Source organism: Bradyrhizobium sp. BR 10289 (genome assembly GCF_019455385.1).
GTDB lineage: Bacteria > Pseudomonadota > Alphaproteobacteria > Rhizobiales > Xanthobacteraceae > Bradyrhizobium.
The window spans coordinates 30,551-47,155 of record NZ_JACOFR010000017.1 but is presented as its reverse complement, the minus strand read 5'-3'; the positions used below and the strand labels follow the sequence as shown (position 1 = coordinate 47,155).

The following is a 16,605-nucleotide window of genomic DNA, read 5'->3' as shown; positions in this document are numbered from 1 at the left end:
CCATCCCCGGATGCGCCATTCACCTGACGCGATGTTTAGGGCACGCGGATGCCCGCGACAAGCGCAGGCATCCAATAGCTGCCGCAGCTCTCACTCCTTCAAATAGCGATCGAAGAATTTTGCGATATCGGTGAACGCTTCCTTCGTCTCCGGCACGTTGATGTTGAACTGATACTGCGCGTGGGACTGGCCTTCGTAGACATTCAGGTCGGCGATCACGCCGGCCCGGCGCAATTTGCGATGGGTGCGAACCGTGTTACTCAGAAAGAGGTCGCGCGTGCCCGAGGTCAGGATGGTCGGCGGAAAGCCCTTGAAGTCGCCGTAGATCGGCGAGATGTAGGGATTCTTCAGGTCCGTTCCGTTGGCATAGAGCTTTGCGGCGCGGCCGAGCCAGCCATCCCAGGTCACCAGCACATTGTCGACCCACTCATTGCTGGCATAGGTATCACCGATCTTGTCGATGTCGGACCATGGCGTGCCCGGTGCAATCGCCGCCGGCTTCGGCAGCTTCTCGTCCCTGGCGCGCAACACCATGGCCAGCGTCATCGCGCCGCCGGTCGACGTGCCGAAGATCGCCGTCCGGCGCGAGTCGTGATCCCTGGTGACCTCCTTCCAGACCGCCATGGCATCGTCCATCGCGGCGGGATAGGGGAAGTCGGGCGGCATGCGGTAGTCGACCGAGATCACCTTGAAGCCGCCAAAGCCCGCCATCATGACCGCTTCCGGCAGTGCGGCTTCGCCGGGACCGAACACATAGCCGCCGCCGTGGACATGAACCAGCAGGCGCCGCCGGTTCTCCGACGGGAACTTGTTCGGCGTGACGATGAAGCAATGCACGCCCGCGATCCTGGTCTCCTCGACCCTGACGCCGAGCTTCTCCTTCATGGCGGGAATGCCCGCGATCGCCAGTTTTGCGCGGCGGTCGATCAGTTCCTTCCATTCGGCAGGGCTTTTGGGATCTGCATTGAAGTGCGGCGGAAACGGCGCGCCGATCATGGCTTGCATGTCGAGGCTAACGTCGGTCGAGGGATTGGCAATCGATTTGGCGGGTGCGACCCGCTTGCCGTTCTCGGTATTGGCCGCAGCCTCGTTCCTGGCGAGCTCGTCATAAGAGAGCGCGGCCTGAGCGCGGACGGCGGTGGGTAGCGTCATGGCGGCGAGTGTGATGATGGCGATCGAAACGATCGCATGATGCGGTTTGCGCATGCGTTCTTCCCCTGGATCCGTTTCGTTGTTGTTGGACCGGGATCCTGCGGTGTGCCGTCAGGCTAGACCAGCATGCAAAGGCCGTGAAGTGCCGCCCGACGCGCGGGCGCTATTCCTCGGCCTTGAAGGGCCGCGTCAGCAATCCCTCGATCGCGGCGTCGATCGTCAGCCTGCCGTCGAGGATGGCGGCGACCGCCTGCGAGACCGGCATGTCGACATTTCGCGCGGCTGCGAGCTCGACCAAAACCGGCGCGGTGAACGCACCTTCCGCGAGCTTGCCCGCAGGCGCGGCCTCACCACGACCGAGCGCAATGCCGAGCGCGAAATTGCGCGATTGCGCGGTCGAACAGGTCAGGATCAGATCGCCGAGCCCGGACAGTCCGGCAAGCGTCTCGCTGCGTGCGCCGAGCGCGCGACCGAGACGCGTCAGCTCGGCAAAGCCGCGAGTCGTGAGCGCGGCCTGCGCCGAGGCGCCGAGCTTGCGTCCGACGGCGATGCCGACCGCGATCGCCAGCACGTTCTTGGCCGCGCCGCCGATCTCGACGCCGCGGACATCAGTGGAGTGATAGGGCCGGAAGGTCGGCGAGCCCAGCGCCTGCACCAGGCTGCCGGCCAGTTCCTCATCCTTTGCCGCGAGCGTCACCGCCGTCGGCAGGCCGCGCGCGACGTCGTCGGCAAAGCTCGGGCCCGACAGGATCGCCGGCTGCGCATGCGGCGCGGCCTCAGTGATCACGTCGGTCATGAATTTGTGCGTACCGTGCTCGATGCCCTTGGCACAGGCGACGACCGGCGTCGGATTTGCAATATGCGAGGCGAGCATGTTGACCGCGCCGCGCAGATGCTGCGCCGGCGTTGCGATCAGCAGCATCTGCGCGCGCGACGCCTCTGCGAGATCGTTCGTCACGGCGATCTCCGGAGCGAGTTGCACGCCGTGCAGCCGCGGATTGTCGCGCGTCGAGGCAATGCGCCCTGCATGCTCGGCGTTGCGCGCCCATAACGTCACGCGCCGTCCCGCCCGCGCTGCAACCGTCGCCAGCGCCGTGCCCCAGGCGCCCGCGCCGATCACCGCGACGGACTGGAATGCTGTCATCGCTAGTATCCCGCCCGCGTCTTGCCGTAGCCGGCCGGCGCGGTCGCATTCGCATCGAGCAGCCAGCGCGCACGAGGCTGGGCTTCCATCGTGTCGGTGATACCGAGCGCGAGACGTTCGGCGCCGGCCCAGGCAATCATTGCGCCATTGTCGGTGCAGAGCGCCGGCGGCGGCATGATCAGCTGCGTCCCGGCCTGCCGCGCGACGTCATCCAGCGCGCCCCGGATGGCCTGATTGGCGGCGACACCGCCGGCGGCGACCAGCGCGCGCGGCGCGCCGAACTGTTCGCGGAAAAGTCTGAGGCCAACGCGCAGCCGGTCAGCCGTCGAGTCCATCACGGCGGCCTGGAAGCTCGCGCAGAGATCGCTGATATCCTGCGGCGTGATCTCGGCCAGTCGGCTCGCCTCGGTGCGAACTGCCGTTTTCAATCCCGACAGCGAAAAATTGGCATCGGGGCGTCCCTGCATCGGTCTTGGAAACGCAAAGCGTGTGGCATCGCCGCCTGCCGCCGCGCGCTCGACCTGCGGGCCACCGGGATAGGGCAGGCCCAGCATCTTCGCGACCTTGTCGAAGGCTTCGCCGATCGCATCATCGACGGTAGTGCCGAGCCGCACATATTGGCCGACGCCGGTAACGGCGACGATCTGGGTGTGGCCGCCCGAGGCGAGGAAGAGGCAATAGGGAAATTCGATCCCGTCGGTGAGGCGCGGCGTCAACGCATGCGCCTCCAGATGGTTCACCGCGACCAGCGGCGTGTCGTGCACCATCGCGATCGCCTTCGCGGTGGTCAGCCCGACGATGACGCCGCCGATCAACCCCGGCCCTGCAGCGGCGGCGACGCCGCTGAGCTGGGCATAGTCGATGCCGGCCTCGTGCATGGCACGGTCGATGATGCCGTCGAGCAGTTCGACATGCGCACGTGCAGCGATCTCCGGCACCACGCCGCCGAAGCGGGCATGCTCCTCGATCTGGGATCGCACGATGTTGGACAGAATCCTGCCGCTGCCGTCCGGCGCGCGCTCGATCACCGCCGCCGCGGTCTCGTCGCAGGTGGTTTCGATGCCCAATACCAGCATTGGCGAATTGTTATCCAATTTGCGCCCTTGCGCTCATCCGGAAAGCGGAGTTCTGCTAACGCGGTAGCATTCCGGGGTCGTCTTGCGCAATCGTCACGAAGCAAGCATCCCTCGCGAATGCGTCACCGTCACGCGGTTCGGGAACACCAGCGATGTCCATTCTTGTCACACGGCCGCATCCCGACAATGAGGCGACGGCTGAAAGTCTGCGCGCGCGGGGACATGTGGTGCTGCTCGCGCCTATGCTCAAGTTCGAGCCGGTCGCCTTTCACGAGGAGAGCGAGGCGGATTACAGCGCGATCATCGTCACGTCGGCCAATGCGATCCGCGCCGTCGCGCCGCACTTGCCGAACCTTGGGCTTTTGAAGCTGCCGCTGTTTGCGGTCGGCGAGCACACGGCTGCCGCCGCGCGCGACGCCGGCTTTGCCGAGGTGATCGTCGCCGGCGGCGATGCGGCGGCGTTACGCGCCAAGGTCGTTCAAAGCGCGCGCGACAAGGTGCTGAGGAAAAAAGGCACGCTGCTTTATCTTGCCGGTGCGGATCTGTCGCGCGATCTCGGCGGGGAGCTTGGCGCCGAAGGATTCGGCGTGGTCACGCAGACCACCTATCGCATGGCGCCGGTCAAGCATCTGCCGCGCGAGGTCTGTGAGGGCTTTGCTGCTCATCGCGTCGACGCGGTGCTGCATTACTCCCGACGCAGCGCGCGGGCCTTCGTGGAGGCGGCACGGGACGAAGGTGTCGAAATCACGGCGCTGGCGATCCCGCAATGCTGCCTGTCCGAGACCGTCGCGGCGGTGCTGCGCGATGCCGGCGCGTCGCAGGTTCTGGTCGCGGCGTCGCCGGACGAAAATGCCTTATTTGGCACCTTGGAGCGTGCTTTGCGCACCCGTTTGGCGTAAGAGGTCGGGCCGAATCCGACGCAATCGGGTTCGTTTTGGGCATGTAAGTGTGAGGAACCGTCACGATGGCCGACGACAAGCCGGAAGACGCAGGCAAGCCTGAAAACGTAGGCTTGGCCCCCGAGGCCAGCCGTGCCAAGCGCACCCCGCCCACCATCGACCTCGAGGCGACCGAAGTCTCCACCCAGCCGCAGGACGTGGCGGGTGAGCCCGAGCCTCAGGCGACAACCGAGCACGCCGAGCCCCAGCAGGCCGAACCTGAACAAGCCCAACCTGAACAAGCCACCTCCGAGCCGGAGCGCACCGAGGCAGCGGCGCCCGTCGCATCCGCGCCGGTGTCGCCGTGGGTCATTGCGCCGTTCTCCGGCGCCGTTGCAGCGGCGCTCGTGATCGCAGTCGGCTGGGCACTGGGCTGGCCTGCGGTGCAGGCACCGCCCGCCGCGCCGCAAGTGACGAGCGCAACCGTCGACGCGCTGAGCGGTCGCGTTGCCGCGGTCGAAGCCAAGGCCGGCAAACCCGTCGCCGATCCAGCCCTGGCGGCGCGGATCGACGCGCTGGAAAAATCGGCGAGCGCCCTGCGCAGCGACATCGCCAGCCTGCGCGCGCAATCGGACAAGACTGCGAGCGCTCTCAACGACACGAAATCCGCACCGCGCGCCGCAGGGCCCGATCTTGCCGCTCTGAGCGACCGCGTCGCGCAGCTCGAGCGCGCCAGCAAGACGGAGCGCGCCGAGCTCGCGCAGCAGGGCGAAAAGATCGCCGATGCCAGGACAATGGACGACAAGCCGCTGCGCCATGTGGTGGCGGCAACCCTGCTCGATGTCGCGGTGCGCCACGGCGATCCCTATCAAGCGCAACTGACCGCGGCGCGCTCGCTGGCGGCCAAGCCCGAGGTGCTGAAGCCGCTCGACCTGTTTGCATCATCGGGCATCCCGACGCCGGTCGCGCTGAGCCGCGAGCTGCTCAACATCGTGCCGAAGCTCGCGCCGCCGGCGGAAGCTCCGGCCGCCGGCGCCGGCATCGTCGAGCGTCTTCAGGCAGGAGCCTCAAAGCTCGTCCGCATCGAGCGCACCGACGGCGTCGGCAATGATCGCGGCGCGATCGTCGCGCGGGTGACGGCTTTCGCGCTTCGCAACGATTTCGTCGAGGCGCGGCGCGAGCTCAAGACGCTGGCCGATGCCGATCGCGCGCCGGCGCAGGCCTGGCTCGACAAGACCGACGCCCGCGACGCCGCGCTCGCCGCCTCCCGCAAATTTGCCGACGATGCCTTGGCGGATCTCACCAAGCCTGGTCAATAAAGGTTCGCGCAACAATCCGCGCGTATAGGGTTAGCCATGCTTCGCATCGTCCTCTTCCTCGTCCTGATTGCGCTCGCTGGCGCCGGCGCGGCCTGGGTCGCCGACCAGCCCGGCAATGTCGTGATGACCTGGGGGGCTTATCGGGCCTCCCCGAGCATTCCGGTCTTCGTGCTTCTGGTCGGCCTGTTTGCCGTAGCCGTCGTGCTCGTCTGGAGCATTTTGACGATGCTCTGGCGCGCGCCGGGACGCCTGCGCCGCCGCCGTCATGAGAAGCGTCATGCGCGCGGCCGCCACGCCATCACGCAAGGATTGCTCGCGATCGGCCATGGCGATACCAGCCTCGCCCGCCGTCATGCCGATACCGCGCGGCGGCTTGCCGCAAATGACCCGCTCGCGCTGCTGCTGCATGCACAGTCGGCACAGCTCGAAGGCAATCGCGACGAAGCCCAGCGCGTCTTCCGTGCCATGGCCGAGCGCGAGGACACCCGCCTGCTCGGCCTGCGTGGCCTGTTCATCGAGGCACAGCGCGCTGACGATGCGGTCGGCGCGGTGATGATCGCCGAGGAAGCGATAAAACTGTCGCCCTCCTCGACCTGGGCCTCGCATGCGGTACTCGGCTTCCGCTGCGCCCGCGGCGACTGGAGCGGCGCGCTCGCGATCCTCGATTCGAATCTGTCCGCCGGACTGATCGACAAGGCGGCCTACCGCCGCCAGCGTGGCGTGCTGCTCACGGCGCGCGCGCTGGAATTGGAGACCATGGACCGTGACGTCGCGCGCGAGAGCGTGATGGAGGCGATCAAGCTCGCGCCGACCCTGGTGCCGGCCGCGGTGCTCGCCGCGAAATTCGAGAGCGAGGCGCATCAGGTGCGCCGCGCCATGAAGCTGGTCGAGGCCGCCTGGCTCGCCAATCCGCATCCCGATCTCGCGGAGGCCTATGCGCATGTGAAGCTCGGCGATTCCGCGCGGCAACGCCTGCAGCGGGTCGAAACGCTCGCCGCCAAGATCTCTGCCGACAAGCCCGGCCATGTCGAGGGTCAGCTCGCAATCGCACGCGCCGCGATCGACGCGTCCGAGTTTGCCCGCGCGCGCGCCGTGCTCGCGCCTTATGTCAACGATCCGACCCAGCGCGTCGCGCTGCTGATGGCCGAGATCGAGCGGACCGAGCATGGCGACGGCGGCCGGGCCCGCGCCTGGACCCTGCGCGCCGTGCGCGCCCGCCATGACCCGGCCTGGACCGCGGACGGCTATGTCAGCGACCGCTGGCGTCCGGTCTCCCCGGTCACCGGCCGCCTCGACGCCTTCCAGTGGCAGACCCCGGTCGCAAGCCTTCCGTCCGATAGGAGCACCACGATCGATTCGTCCGCCTTCGAGGAAGCAATGCTGGCGGCCCCACCGCCAAAGCGCGTGACGTCGGCGCCGAGCGAAAGCCCGGCGGAACCGGTCGTAACGGCCACGGCGCCCGTGCCGGCGGCACAGGACAATTCGCCCCCTGAGGCCAAAGAAACTGCCAAGGAAACTGCCAAGGACGTCGCCCGAGAAGAGCCAGTGATCGTGCCCGCCGAGCCGATCGAGTCGTCCCCCGTGGCGGCCGAATCATCGCCGGCGGCGGCAACCCCAGTGTTCCGGACCCGCGCTGACCTCGGCAAGCCCGCGCAGGCGCCGATTCAGGCCGTCATCCCGATCATCCGCGCCCCCGACGATCCCGGGATCGATGACGAGGGCCCAAGCGATGAATTTACGGAACAAATCGGGACGCCAAAGGCCCAGGCGGGCGGCTGGCGCGGATTCTGGTCGCGCTGGGGCGCGTGAGGCGCATTTCGCCTCCCGCTTGTCCTTCGCTTGTCCTTGCCAATTCGGGCCATGCCCGATATCAGGAGCGCGCGTATCGGGACCGGCATTGCGCAGGTCCCGGCAGGGTTCGCCGCAATAGCTCAGTCGGTAGAGCACGTCATTCGTAATGACGGGGTCGGGGGTTCGAATCCCTCTTGCGGCACCAGCGCCTGCTTCGTCTCATCGCCTTGAGGTCAGGGTCTTGCCCGGCACATCCAGCCGGTGCGGGTGCTTTGCGTGCGTCGCCGGCACCACTACGATGAGTCACGGATGAAATGCGCATGACGGGGTCCGTGGTGGGTTTGACGAACGGGGGCGGGACGACAGTTCGACGCGCGTGGCTGCGGTTCTCCGGTCTCGTCGTTTTGGCTGCATGCATTACCGCGATCGTCGCCTACAAATCGCTTCAGGCATCAAGCCTGAACGGCAGACTGTGCATACCTCCGATCTACGATGACGTGGCTTACTTCATCGATGCCGTGCGTTGGCGGGACGGTCTTGCCGGCCGGTCGTTGGCCGGCAACCTCCTGAATCTTCTGCATCAACACGCCCCCTTCTCGACCCTGGTTGCGGCTATCGGTTTCAGACTGGTTCCTGACAGCTATACCGGGCCGTACCTCGTGAACGCCGCGCTCGTCTTTGCCTTCTTGCTGGCGATTGTCTGGCTCACCTGGAAGCGGTCCTTTCATCAAATCGCGACCTGCTTGTTCGTCGCGGCATGCGTGCCAGCGCTATGGCACACCGTTGCCGAGGGGCGCCCGGATCTGCCCTGGGGCCTTGCCCTCGGGATTGCAGTCGGTGCTGTCGTGGCACGCGATGTGCTCAGCCGAAATGCCTCAGCCCTGATCGTGCTAGGCGCCGGAAGCGGTCTCGCCGCCAGTATCAAGCCGACCGCATTTCCCGCCTCCATGGCGTTTCTCGGAAGCCTGTTTGCCTTGCGCTTGTTGCTTGATTGCATGCAGACGAAAGGACTGCGGGCTTCCAGCCGCGCGGCGATTCGTGCGCTGCTTTGCTTTGCCCTACCGCTTCTTGCCGTCATCGGTCTTCTGCTCGGACCGAGCCTGGTCGACACCATCAAATACATCTTCAACGTATTCGTCACGCAGCGTGACCTCTGGACGAGCGGCGAAGGCTTCTGGGTCGGGCTGCAGTATTTCCTGGTGGGTCCAGGCGGCAAGGCCGGACTGAACTTCTGGCTCTGGATCGGGCTGCTGTTGATGACGGCGCGCATCCTGCTTGCCACGACGATGGGGCGTGGAGCGGTCCATGACGCAGCGGTGCTGCTGGCCGCCGTCGTCATCGCCTACGCCATTCCGTCGGTCGCGGAGATCAAGACTTATTTCTTCGGTGCGATCTTCTACGGCACATTCATCGTCGCGATGGTGTTGAACTTCTGCGAGGTTCAAACTCAGATCGAGTCCCGGATCATGACGAAGTGCGACGGCGTCTATCAGCGGGGGTTGATGGATGCGATTCGCTTCATGCCGCTGGCGGCGATCGCGCTGCTTTTCGTCAAGATGGTCATCATCGGCCCGGTCAGCCCCGCGCTGTGGATCAATGAGCAGCAGCAGCACGAAATTCGCACCGCAACTGAGAGCGTCTGGACTCTGGTGCGCGAGGCAACGCTGGATCAATCCGCTCCGCCGATCGTGGCGTTCTCCGGCGCCTACCCCGTGGCGCCCGGGACCATAAAGCTTTACGGCGCGCAGGCTCACATCGACCTGGATGTGCGCTCGGAGCTGTTTCATCGAACGCTCGAGCAGACGGAAAAGGCGCTTCTTGCGGCGACGATCCTCGTCATATCGAGCTCGATCCAGCACACACTGACCGGGCCGCGCCTGGGCGACGAGCTCATTCGAAAGATGGATGCCAACAAGGATGTTTGCCTACTCGCGACCCAGACCTTCCCCGACGTGACGCTGCGGGTCTACCGCCGCGGGTGCTGATCACAGCCTTGAGGGTTCGAACAGGGCGGCAGCCCATGTGATCTCGATCACATAACCCTTGTCGCGCCTCCCGTAATGTCCCGGTCACGCAAACACGGGGAGAGTTCACATGCGCAAGATCATTCTGGTTACCGCCATGGTGCTGGCTTCCGCATCTGCCCAGGCGGGCGAACGCAGCCTGTCGATGTCGGCGGCGAGCGACCACAGTGCCGCTTCGCAAGTCACGACGACCTCGGCCACCACAGCACAAATCAGCGAAGTCGCGCCCGCCGTCGAGACTCCGAAATATGTCGACCGCCCGCCAGCGATCCCGGCTCCTCCGGCTCCCGCCGCAGCGCCTGCACCCGCTCCTGCGCCCGTTGCGTCGACTGCTCCCGCCGTGACCACGACGGCTTCAGCGCCGACCGCAACCCAGCCTGCGCCGCGGACGGCAAAGGTCAGCAAGCCGAAGCCCAAGCACGCCTGGACCGAGCGCCGCATCATCAGCGAGCTGCATCGTCACGGCATCTACTGGTAAGGCGCAACGATCCTCAAAAAAGCAAATGGCCGGGCGAAAGCCCGGCCATACGCCTATTGAAACGGTCGTCGCATTACTGCGAAACCGTCTGCACGACGCTTGAGATCGGACGCGTCGTGGTGCTCGCGGTCGGCACCTTCAGGTCCTTCAGCACCGCCTCGTCATATTCCGGCAGCGACTGGAACGTGGTCTTGGCCTTGATCTGCACGATCTTGTAGCCGCCGGCCTTCAGCCGCGCGAGTAGCGTCGGCAGCGCCTCACCGGTATGCTTCTGGAAGTCGTGCATCAGGACGATGCCCTTGCCGAGCTTGTCGAGCTTGGTCATCACCGTCTCGACGATCTTTTCCGGAGTTGCGCCCTTCCTGAAGTCGAAGGAATCCAGATCCGTCGACCACATCGCGACGTTGCGGGTGCCGAGATAGGTCACCATGGCCGGATTGTGCTGAAGCTGCGGGAAGCGGAAGAACGGCGCAGGATTGGTGCCGAGTGCGAGCTTCACGGCGCTAAAGCCCTTCTCGATCTCGTCCTTGGCCTGCTGCTCAGTCATCTTCTTGCTGTTGAGATTGAGATGCGACCAGGTGTGCGTGCCGACCGTGTGGCCCTGGGCCAGCACCTGGCGCAGGATTTCCGGATGCCAGCTGGCGTGCTTGCCGACCGAGAAGAACAGGCCCTTGGTGCATTCATCCGCGAGCGCCTTCAGCACCGCGGGCGTGTTCACCGGCCAGGGGCTGTCGTCGAAGGTCAGCACGACCTCCTTGTCGGTGAGGAAGTCGAACTGCTTGAACGTCTCGAAGCCGAAGCCGGGCCCGCCTGTGGTGTCGATCTCGACCACGCGGGAGACGCCGAGCGCATTCGGATTGGCGCAGACCTGCTTCGGCTGCACCGGCATTGCCGGAGCGGGAGCAGGGGCGGCCTGAGCAAGCGGTCCCGGCTTATCCGCGATCGTCGCGGTGGTCGAGACGTCGTCCTTCGCCGCGAGCTTCGCCTGCGCCGGCAATGGATCGGCGGCACGGGCCGCAACCGTCTTGGGAGCGCCCTGATCGGCGCGTGAGGAATAATAAAACCAACCGCCGGCGGCGATCACGACCGCCGCAAGGACACTGGCCAGCATGAGGCCCAACGCATTACGCATCGCTACTCTTTCCAATTACGCAACCAAACCAGCGGAATTCCCCGCGCGACGAGCCATTAATGCGAAGGAACAGTTAACGTGACACCAACGCGACAGCGGATGCGCAGGAATTTCAGCGAGGTGCGTCAACGTGACCGACGTCACAGTTGGGGTGGGGCCCGTGACCATCATCACAGTGGAAACTGTTTTGCTGGAGCATCGTCGTTCCCATCAACAACGGGCGCTCGCCACGGCGGCGCCAATGGGAGCTTCAAATGACCACCTCGCTGAACACCAAATCGTTCTCTGCCAAGATCTGCGACGCCAGCCTGGCTCTGGGCTTTGCCGCCCTCGTCTCGATCATCTCGACGACATCGAGCTTCGCCTTCTCGGCCGAAGCGCAGCAGCAGTGCACCGGCGATGCCTTCCGCCTGTGCTCGTCGGAGATCCCCAACATCCCGAAGATCACGGCGTGCATGATGAAGCATCGCTCGGATTTGAGCGCCGGCTGCCGCGCGGTGATGGACAAGGATCTTGCCAAGGGCGCCTCGCGCAAGGTCGCTGACGCCCAGGACAACCAGTAAAGACAACCAGTAAGCACAACTCAACATCGTTGCGTCGGTGAGCTCCCTTCGCGATGTGCCCCGGCCACAAGCCGGGGCCGCGCGGCGGCGCCAATAAGCCTGGGAAGTCCGCCTGCCAACAAAGCCATTGCGGCTGAGGGATCGTCGCACTAGCTTCGCCCGCATAGTCTTCCGGGTAAGAGGCATTACGCGATGACCAGATTTCTTTTGATTCTTCCTTTGCTCCTGTGCGCGTCTGCGGCATCAGCGCAACAGCAGCCCGGTCACGATGCCTGCGCGCGCGATGTCACGCGTCACTGCCGCGCCGTGATGAACAATGGCGATGGCGCCGTACTGGCCTGCCTGAAGCAGAACCGCGCCAAGCTGAGCAAGGGCTGCGACAAGGTGCTGACCGATCACGGGCAGTAAAGATTCCTGCCTACGATCTGACGCTGCTTCCCGCCGCGGTCGCGACCACCGGCAGCACCTCGTCCTTGGTACGATCCGGCGTCTCTTCCTTCCAGCGCACCGAGCCGAACGGACGCTCCAGCATGCGGCGGATTCGCACCGGTTCGGGACCGATGTGGAAATCGATCGCCTGCTGATGCAGCGCGCGCTCGGACTGGGTCGAGCGGTTGCGTTGGCGCAAATAGTCGAACCAGGTCGGGCAATGATAGCGCTCGGTCCACAATTCCGGATCGGCGATGTCGCGCGCGATCGACCAGCCATAGGCGCCGTTGCGCTGCCGCGAGAGCTGCACATCTTGCATCACATTGTGGAAGGGGCGCGCATTCTCCTGGGCGACCCGATATTCGATCTCGACCACCAGCGGCCCGCTGCGTCCGGTGAGTGACAGCCTGACCTCCGGATCGGCGAGCACCTCGGCATCCTCGTTGCGCGCGCCCACGCGCGGCATCGTGAGCCAGATGCCGAGTAGCGGCGAGACCAGCATCAATGCGGCCGCCGTCAGCAGCGCGACCTCGACGCCGGCATAGTCGGTCAGATGGCCCCAGCCCCAGGCGCCGATCGCGATGCCACCTGAGATCGAGGCCTGGAACGCCGCCAGCGAGCGGCCCGCGACCCAGCGCGGCGCAGAGAGCTGCACGCCGATATTGAACAGCGCCACCGCCGCCATCCAGACCGCACCCGCGAGCACCAGTGCAGCCGCGGTCAGCACCGGCTCGCTGCTCACGGCAAGGGCAGCCATGGCAAACGCCATCGAGATGGTGCAGGCGCGGATCGCGGCCTCGCCGCTCATGCGCTTGCGCAATTCATGGATGTTGAGCGCGCCGATGACGGCACCCATGCCGAAGGCGCCGAGCATGATGCCATAGGTCTGCGCGCCGCCATGCAGCAGGTCGCGCGCGATCAGCGGCATCAGCGCCATGATGGCTCCGCCGATCAGGCCCATCACCAGCGTGCGCAACAGCACGATCTTGATCGGCGGCGAATTGGTGATGTAGCGGAAGCCCGAGACCATGGCGCGGTTGAGCTTCTCGCGCGGCAGGCGCGAAGGCTCGACCGAGCGGCGCCAGAGCAGCAGCACCGACAGCAGCGGCAGATAGAGGACCGCGTTGCAGGCGAACGCGGCGACCGCGCCGAGCGAGGCGACGATGACGCCGCCGACCGCGGGACCGAAGCTGCGTGCGATGTTGTAGCTGATGCCGTTCAGCGCGACCGCAGATGGCAGCGCTTCGGGCGGAACCTGCTCGCTGACCGAGGATTGCCACGCCGGGCCGAACAGCGCATTGCCGCTGCCCACCACGAAGCAGAAGACGAGCAGCAATTCCGGGGTGATCAGCTTGAGCCAGGCCAGTGCCGTCAGCGCCGTCGCGCCGGTGAGCGCGATTGCCAGCGAGATCAGCGTGACGATGCGGCGATCATACATGTCGGCGATGGCGCCGGCCGGCATCGAGATCAGCATGATCGGCAGCATCAAGGCGGTCTGCACCAGCGCGACCTTGTCAGCCGAGGCCGCCATCTGCGTCATCGCCCAGGCCGCACCCACGCCCTGGATCAACAGACCGAGATTGGAGAGCAGGCTGGCGAGCCAGATGCGCCTGAACACCGTGTATCGCAGCGGGGCGGTAATGCCGTCGCCGGCGAATGTCTGACGGTTCGGCTGCTCGGTCATATCCCCTTCCAAATGGCTGGCAGAAGTGATCCTTGGGTGATTCCGGCAGGATCAGTGATGCCCGCGAAAGTCCTTCGCTGTCCAGAGGTTAGGCCGCTATAAGCGGTGCAAAGACGCGAGTTTTGCCGGGAGGAAGCAGATGCAGCTGTCGCGACGGATGATCCTGCTCGGAGCGGGGACTTTGCCTTTCGCAGTTGCGAGCTTGCGGCCCGGGACGCTGGCCCAGACCGCGGCACAGGTCACCGAGGTGCCCCCGATCCTGTTCGTCCACGGCAATGGCGACTACGACGCGCTCTGGATGACCACGATGTGGCGGATGGAATCCAACGGCATCGCGCACGATCGCATGATGGCAATCAATTTCACCGACCCCAATGCACGGAGCGACGACAAGGTCGAGCAGTTGGGACGGTCCTCGACCGAGGACCAGCGCCGGGAGCTCGCCGTCGCCATCACGGAACTGAAGCGCCGCACCGGCGCGGCGCGCGTGGCCCTGGTCGGCAGCTCGCGCGGCGGCTATGCGATTCGCAACGTCATCAAGAATGGCGGTGCGGGCGACGTCAGCCATGCCGTGCTTTGTGGCACGCCCAATCACGGCGCGTTCGCGACCGACGATCAGCCGAACAACGAGTTCAACGGGCGTGGCTCGTTCCTGCGCGGCCTGAACGAGGGCGAGAGCGAGGTGACGCCGGGCGTCGCCTTCCTCACACTGCGCAGCGACGGCATGGACAAATACGCCCAGGCCGACGGCCGCTTCATCGGCAAGCCCGGCACGCCAACAGGTGTCACCGCCGAGGGTCCGGAACTGAAAGGCGCAACGAATCTGGTGCTCGGCGCGCTCGATCACCGCGAGCTGGCGTTCCATCCGCGCGCGTTCCGCGAGATCTACAAATTCATCGCTGGACGCGAGCCCACGCGCATTGCGATCGTGCCGGAGCAGAGCGTCAGGCTGAGTGGCCTCGTCACGGGCACGCCCGGTGGCGTCGCGACCAATCGGCCGGTTAGTGGTGCAACCGTCGATATCTTCCGCGTTGATCCTGATACCGGAGAGCGCAACGGCGAAACCGTGCACAGCGCCAAGACCGGCGCTGACGGCCGCTGGGGACCGGCGCAAGTCGAGCCGTCCTGGTCGCTCGAATTCGTCGTGGCATCGCCGGATGCACCGACCACGCACATCTACCGCTCGCCCTTCCCGCGCTCGTCCGACGTCGTCCATCTCAGGCCCGCACGCCCGCTCGGGCCCGCCGACAAGGACGCAGGTGCGGTCGTGATCATGTCACGCCCGCGCGGCTATCTCGGCCTGCCGCGCGACGTGGTGCTGTTCGACGGCAAGGAACCGGCCGACGTCAAGCCGGGCGTGCCCACGGATTCGGCAGCAACCTTGCGGCTTTCGGCCAGTGAAATCGGGCGTAACATCGTGGCTCAATTTGGCGAAGAACGGATTGTGGCACGGCCCTGGCCGGCCGCCGAGAACAGGATTGCGATTGCCGAGCTGACCTACTAGCTATTTTCCTGCCTCACACCTGTCGGGAGAGAGCCATGAATATCGCCAGCGTGCGTCGGCCCATCATCCCCCCGACCCCGCCACGTGCGCCCGACGACATGTCGTTCTTCGGCCGGGTCGCTCTGCTCAGGCAGAATATGATCGCGACCTGGGGGCAGCGCGCCTATGAGGAAGACGTTATCAAGGGGCGGTTCTTCCTCCACCACAGTTTCATCCTTAACCGGCCGGATGCGATCCGGCATGTGCTGCTCAGCAACTACGAGAACTACACACGCACGCCGGCCGGCATCCGCATGCTGCGCCCCGTCCTCGGCGAGGGCCTGCTGATTGCCGAGGGACATGACTGGACGTTCCAGCGCCGCACGCTCGCGCCGGCGTTCACGCCGCGAGCGACCGCGAATCTCGTCCCGCACATGACCGCGGTGCTCGACGAGACCATCGCCAAGCTCGATACGCAAACCGGTAGGCCGGTCGATTTGCGCGAGATCATGCAGCGCATGACGCTGGAGATCGCCGGCCGCACCATGTTCTCGTTCGGCATGGACAAGCACGGCGCCACTTTGCGCAATTTTGTGATGGAATACGGCGAGCGGCTCGGGCGGCCGCATTTCCTCGACATGCTGCTGCCGGTGTCCTGGCCGACTCCGCTGGATCGTGCCCGCGCCCGCTTCCGCACGCGCTGGATCGAATTCGTCGCGATGCTGATCGCCGAACGGCGCAAGATCGGCAAGAAGGACGGCGCGCCGCCGCGCGACCTGTTCGATCTCATGGACGAGGCGCGTGACCCCGAAACCGGCAAGGGCTTTTCCGACGAGCAACTCGTCGACGAGGTCGCGACCATGATCCTCGCGGGGCACGAGACCACGGCAACCGCACTGTTCTGGGCGCTTTATCTGCTCGCTCTCGATCCGGAGACTCAGGAAGAGGTAGCGTCCGAAACCCGCGGCGAGCATCTCGACAGCATGGCCGACATCGACCGCCAGAAATTCACCCGCGCGGTGATCGAGGAGACGATGCGACTCTATCCACCGGCCTTCCTGATCGCGCGCGCCGCACGCGAAAAGGACAATGCCGCCGGTGTCGAGATCCGCAAGGGGGACATCATCATGATCGCGCCCTGGCTGCTGCACCGGCACGAGAAGCTCTGGGACCAGCCGAACGCGTTCATTCCCAAGCGCTTCATGTCGAAGGAGCCGCCGGATCGTTTCGCCTATCTGCCGTTCGGCGCGGGTCCGCGCGTCTGCATCGGCGCGCCGTTTGCGCAAGCCGAATCCGTGCTGGCGCTGGCCCGGCTGATCGGCGCGTTCCGCGTCGAGCTCGCCGACAGGGTTCCCGTGATTCCGCATGGCGTCGTCACGACCCAGCCGGACCGTTCACCCCTCTTCAGCATCACGCGTCGATGATAGGCAAAAGCCTGACTTCTGGCGCGAT

The 16,605-nt window shown here is 65.6% G+C and carries 14 protein-coding genes and 1 tRNA gene; 10 read left to right on the top strand and 5 right to left on the bottom strand.

Annotated features, from left to right (window positions below; genetic code table 11):
- Positions 1-90: 90 nt before the first annotated feature.
- From HYH08_RS24930 to tsaD, 3 genes are all read right to left on the bottom strand, one after another.
- Positions 91-1,206, bottom strand: coding sequence for an alpha/beta hydrolase (locus tag HYH08_RS24930; protein ID WP_220012482.1), 1,116 nt, complete (start codon positions 1,204-1,206; stop codon positions 91-93).
- Between the two features lie 109 nt (positions 1,207-1,315).
- Positions 1,316-2,296 carry an NAD(P)H-dependent glycerol-3-phosphate dehydrogenase gene (locus HYH08_RS24925; protein ID WP_220012481.1) on the bottom strand — a complete coding sequence of 327 codons (981 nt, stop codon included), beginning with the start codon at positions 2,294-2,296 and terminating at the stop codon, positions 1,316-1,318.
- Between the two features lie 2 nt (positions 2,297-2,298).
- Positions 2,299-3,372, bottom strand: a complete 1,074-nt coding sequence (gene tsaD, locus HYH08_RS24920) for a tRNA (adenosine(37)-N6)-threonylcarbamoyltransferase complex transferase subunit TsaD (protein ID WP_220012480.1) — start codon at positions 3,370-3,372, stop codon at positions 2,299-2,301.
- Positions 3,373-3,524: 152 nt separating this feature from the next.
- On the opposite strand from tsaD, the gene HYH08_RS24915 reads away from it, so the two are divergent.
- From HYH08_RS24915 to HYH08_RS24890, 6 genes are all read left to right on the top strand, one after another.
- A complete protein-coding gene (locus tag HYH08_RS24915; protein ID WP_220012479.1) occupies positions 3,525-4,271 on the top strand; it encodes a uroporphyrinogen-III synthase in 747 nt (248 codons plus the stop codon).
- Between the two features lie 65 nt (positions 4,272-4,336).
- A complete protein-coding gene (locus HYH08_RS24910) occupies positions 4,337-5,569 on the top strand; it encodes a COG4223 family protein (RefSeq protein WP_220012478.1) in 1,233 nt (410 codons plus the stop codon).
- Between the two features lie 36 nt (positions 5,570-5,605).
- Positions 5,606-7,378: a heme biosynthesis protein HemY gene (locus tag HYH08_RS24905; RefSeq protein WP_220012477.1), complete on the top strand. Its 1,773-nt coding sequence runs from the start codon at positions 5,606-5,608 to the stop codon at positions 7,376-7,378.
- A 111-nt stretch (positions 7,379-7,489) separates the two neighbouring features.
- A tRNA-Thr gene (locus HYH08_RS24900) sits at positions 7,490-7,565 on the top strand.
- Between the two features lie 115 nt (positions 7,566-7,680).
- On the top strand, positions 7,681-9,345 hold the full coding sequence (locus HYH08_RS24895; protein WP_220012476.1) for a glycosyltransferase family protein: 1,665 nt from the start codon (positions 7,681-7,683) through the stop codon (positions 9,343-9,345).
- 109 nt (positions 9,346-9,454) lie between these two features.
- Positions 9,455-9,862 (top strand): hypothetical protein, encoded by a 408-nt coding sequence (locus HYH08_RS24890; RefSeq protein WP_220012475.1) that lies wholly within the window; start codon positions 9,455-9,457, stop codon positions 9,860-9,862.
- A 73-nt stretch (positions 9,863-9,935) separates the two neighbouring features.
- On the opposite strand, the gene HYH08_RS24885 is transcribed toward HYH08_RS24890, so the two are convergent.
- Positions 9,936-10,994, bottom strand: coding sequence for a polysaccharide deacetylase family protein (locus tag HYH08_RS24885; RefSeq protein ID WP_220012474.1), 1,059 nt, complete (start codon positions 10,992-10,994; stop codon positions 9,936-9,938).
- 254 nt (positions 10,995-11,248) lie between these two features.
- Between HYH08_RS24885 and HYH08_RS24880 the strand changes: the two genes are divergently transcribed.
- Complete coding sequence (locus HYH08_RS24880; RefSeq protein ID WP_220012473.1) at positions 11,249-11,557, top strand: hypothetical protein; 309 nt, start codon at positions 11,249-11,251, stop codon at positions 11,555-11,557.
- Positions 11,558-11,749: 192 nt separating this feature from the next.
- The gene (locus HYH08_RS24875) at positions 11,750-11,965 is read left to right on the top strand and encodes a hypothetical protein (protein ID WP_220012472.1); all 216 of its coding nucleotides are present in this window, start codon (positions 11,750-11,752) and stop codon (positions 11,963-11,965) included.
- A 10-nt stretch (positions 11,966-11,975) separates the two neighbouring features.
- Here the strand turns inward: HYH08_RS24875 and HYH08_RS24870 are convergent, their stop codons facing one another.
- The gene (locus HYH08_RS24870; RefSeq protein ID WP_220012471.1) at positions 11,976-13,670 is read right to left on the bottom strand and encodes an MFS transporter; all 1,695 of its coding nucleotides are present in this window, start codon (positions 13,668-13,670) and stop codon (positions 11,976-11,978) included.
- A gap of 139 nt (positions 13,671-13,809) precedes the next feature.
- Between HYH08_RS24870 and HYH08_RS24865 the strand changes: the two genes are divergently transcribed.
- On the top strand, positions 13,810-15,174 hold the full coding sequence (locus HYH08_RS24865) for a hydrolase (RefSeq protein WP_220012470.1): 1,365 nt from the start codon (positions 13,810-13,812) through the stop codon (positions 15,172-15,174).
- Between the two features lie 35 nt (positions 15,175-15,209).
- A complete protein-coding gene (locus HYH08_RS24860) occupies positions 15,210-16,577 on the top strand; it encodes a cytochrome P450 (protein WP_220012469.1) in 1,368 nt (455 codons plus the stop codon).
- The last annotated feature ends 28 nt before the right edge of the window (positions 16,578-16,605 follow it).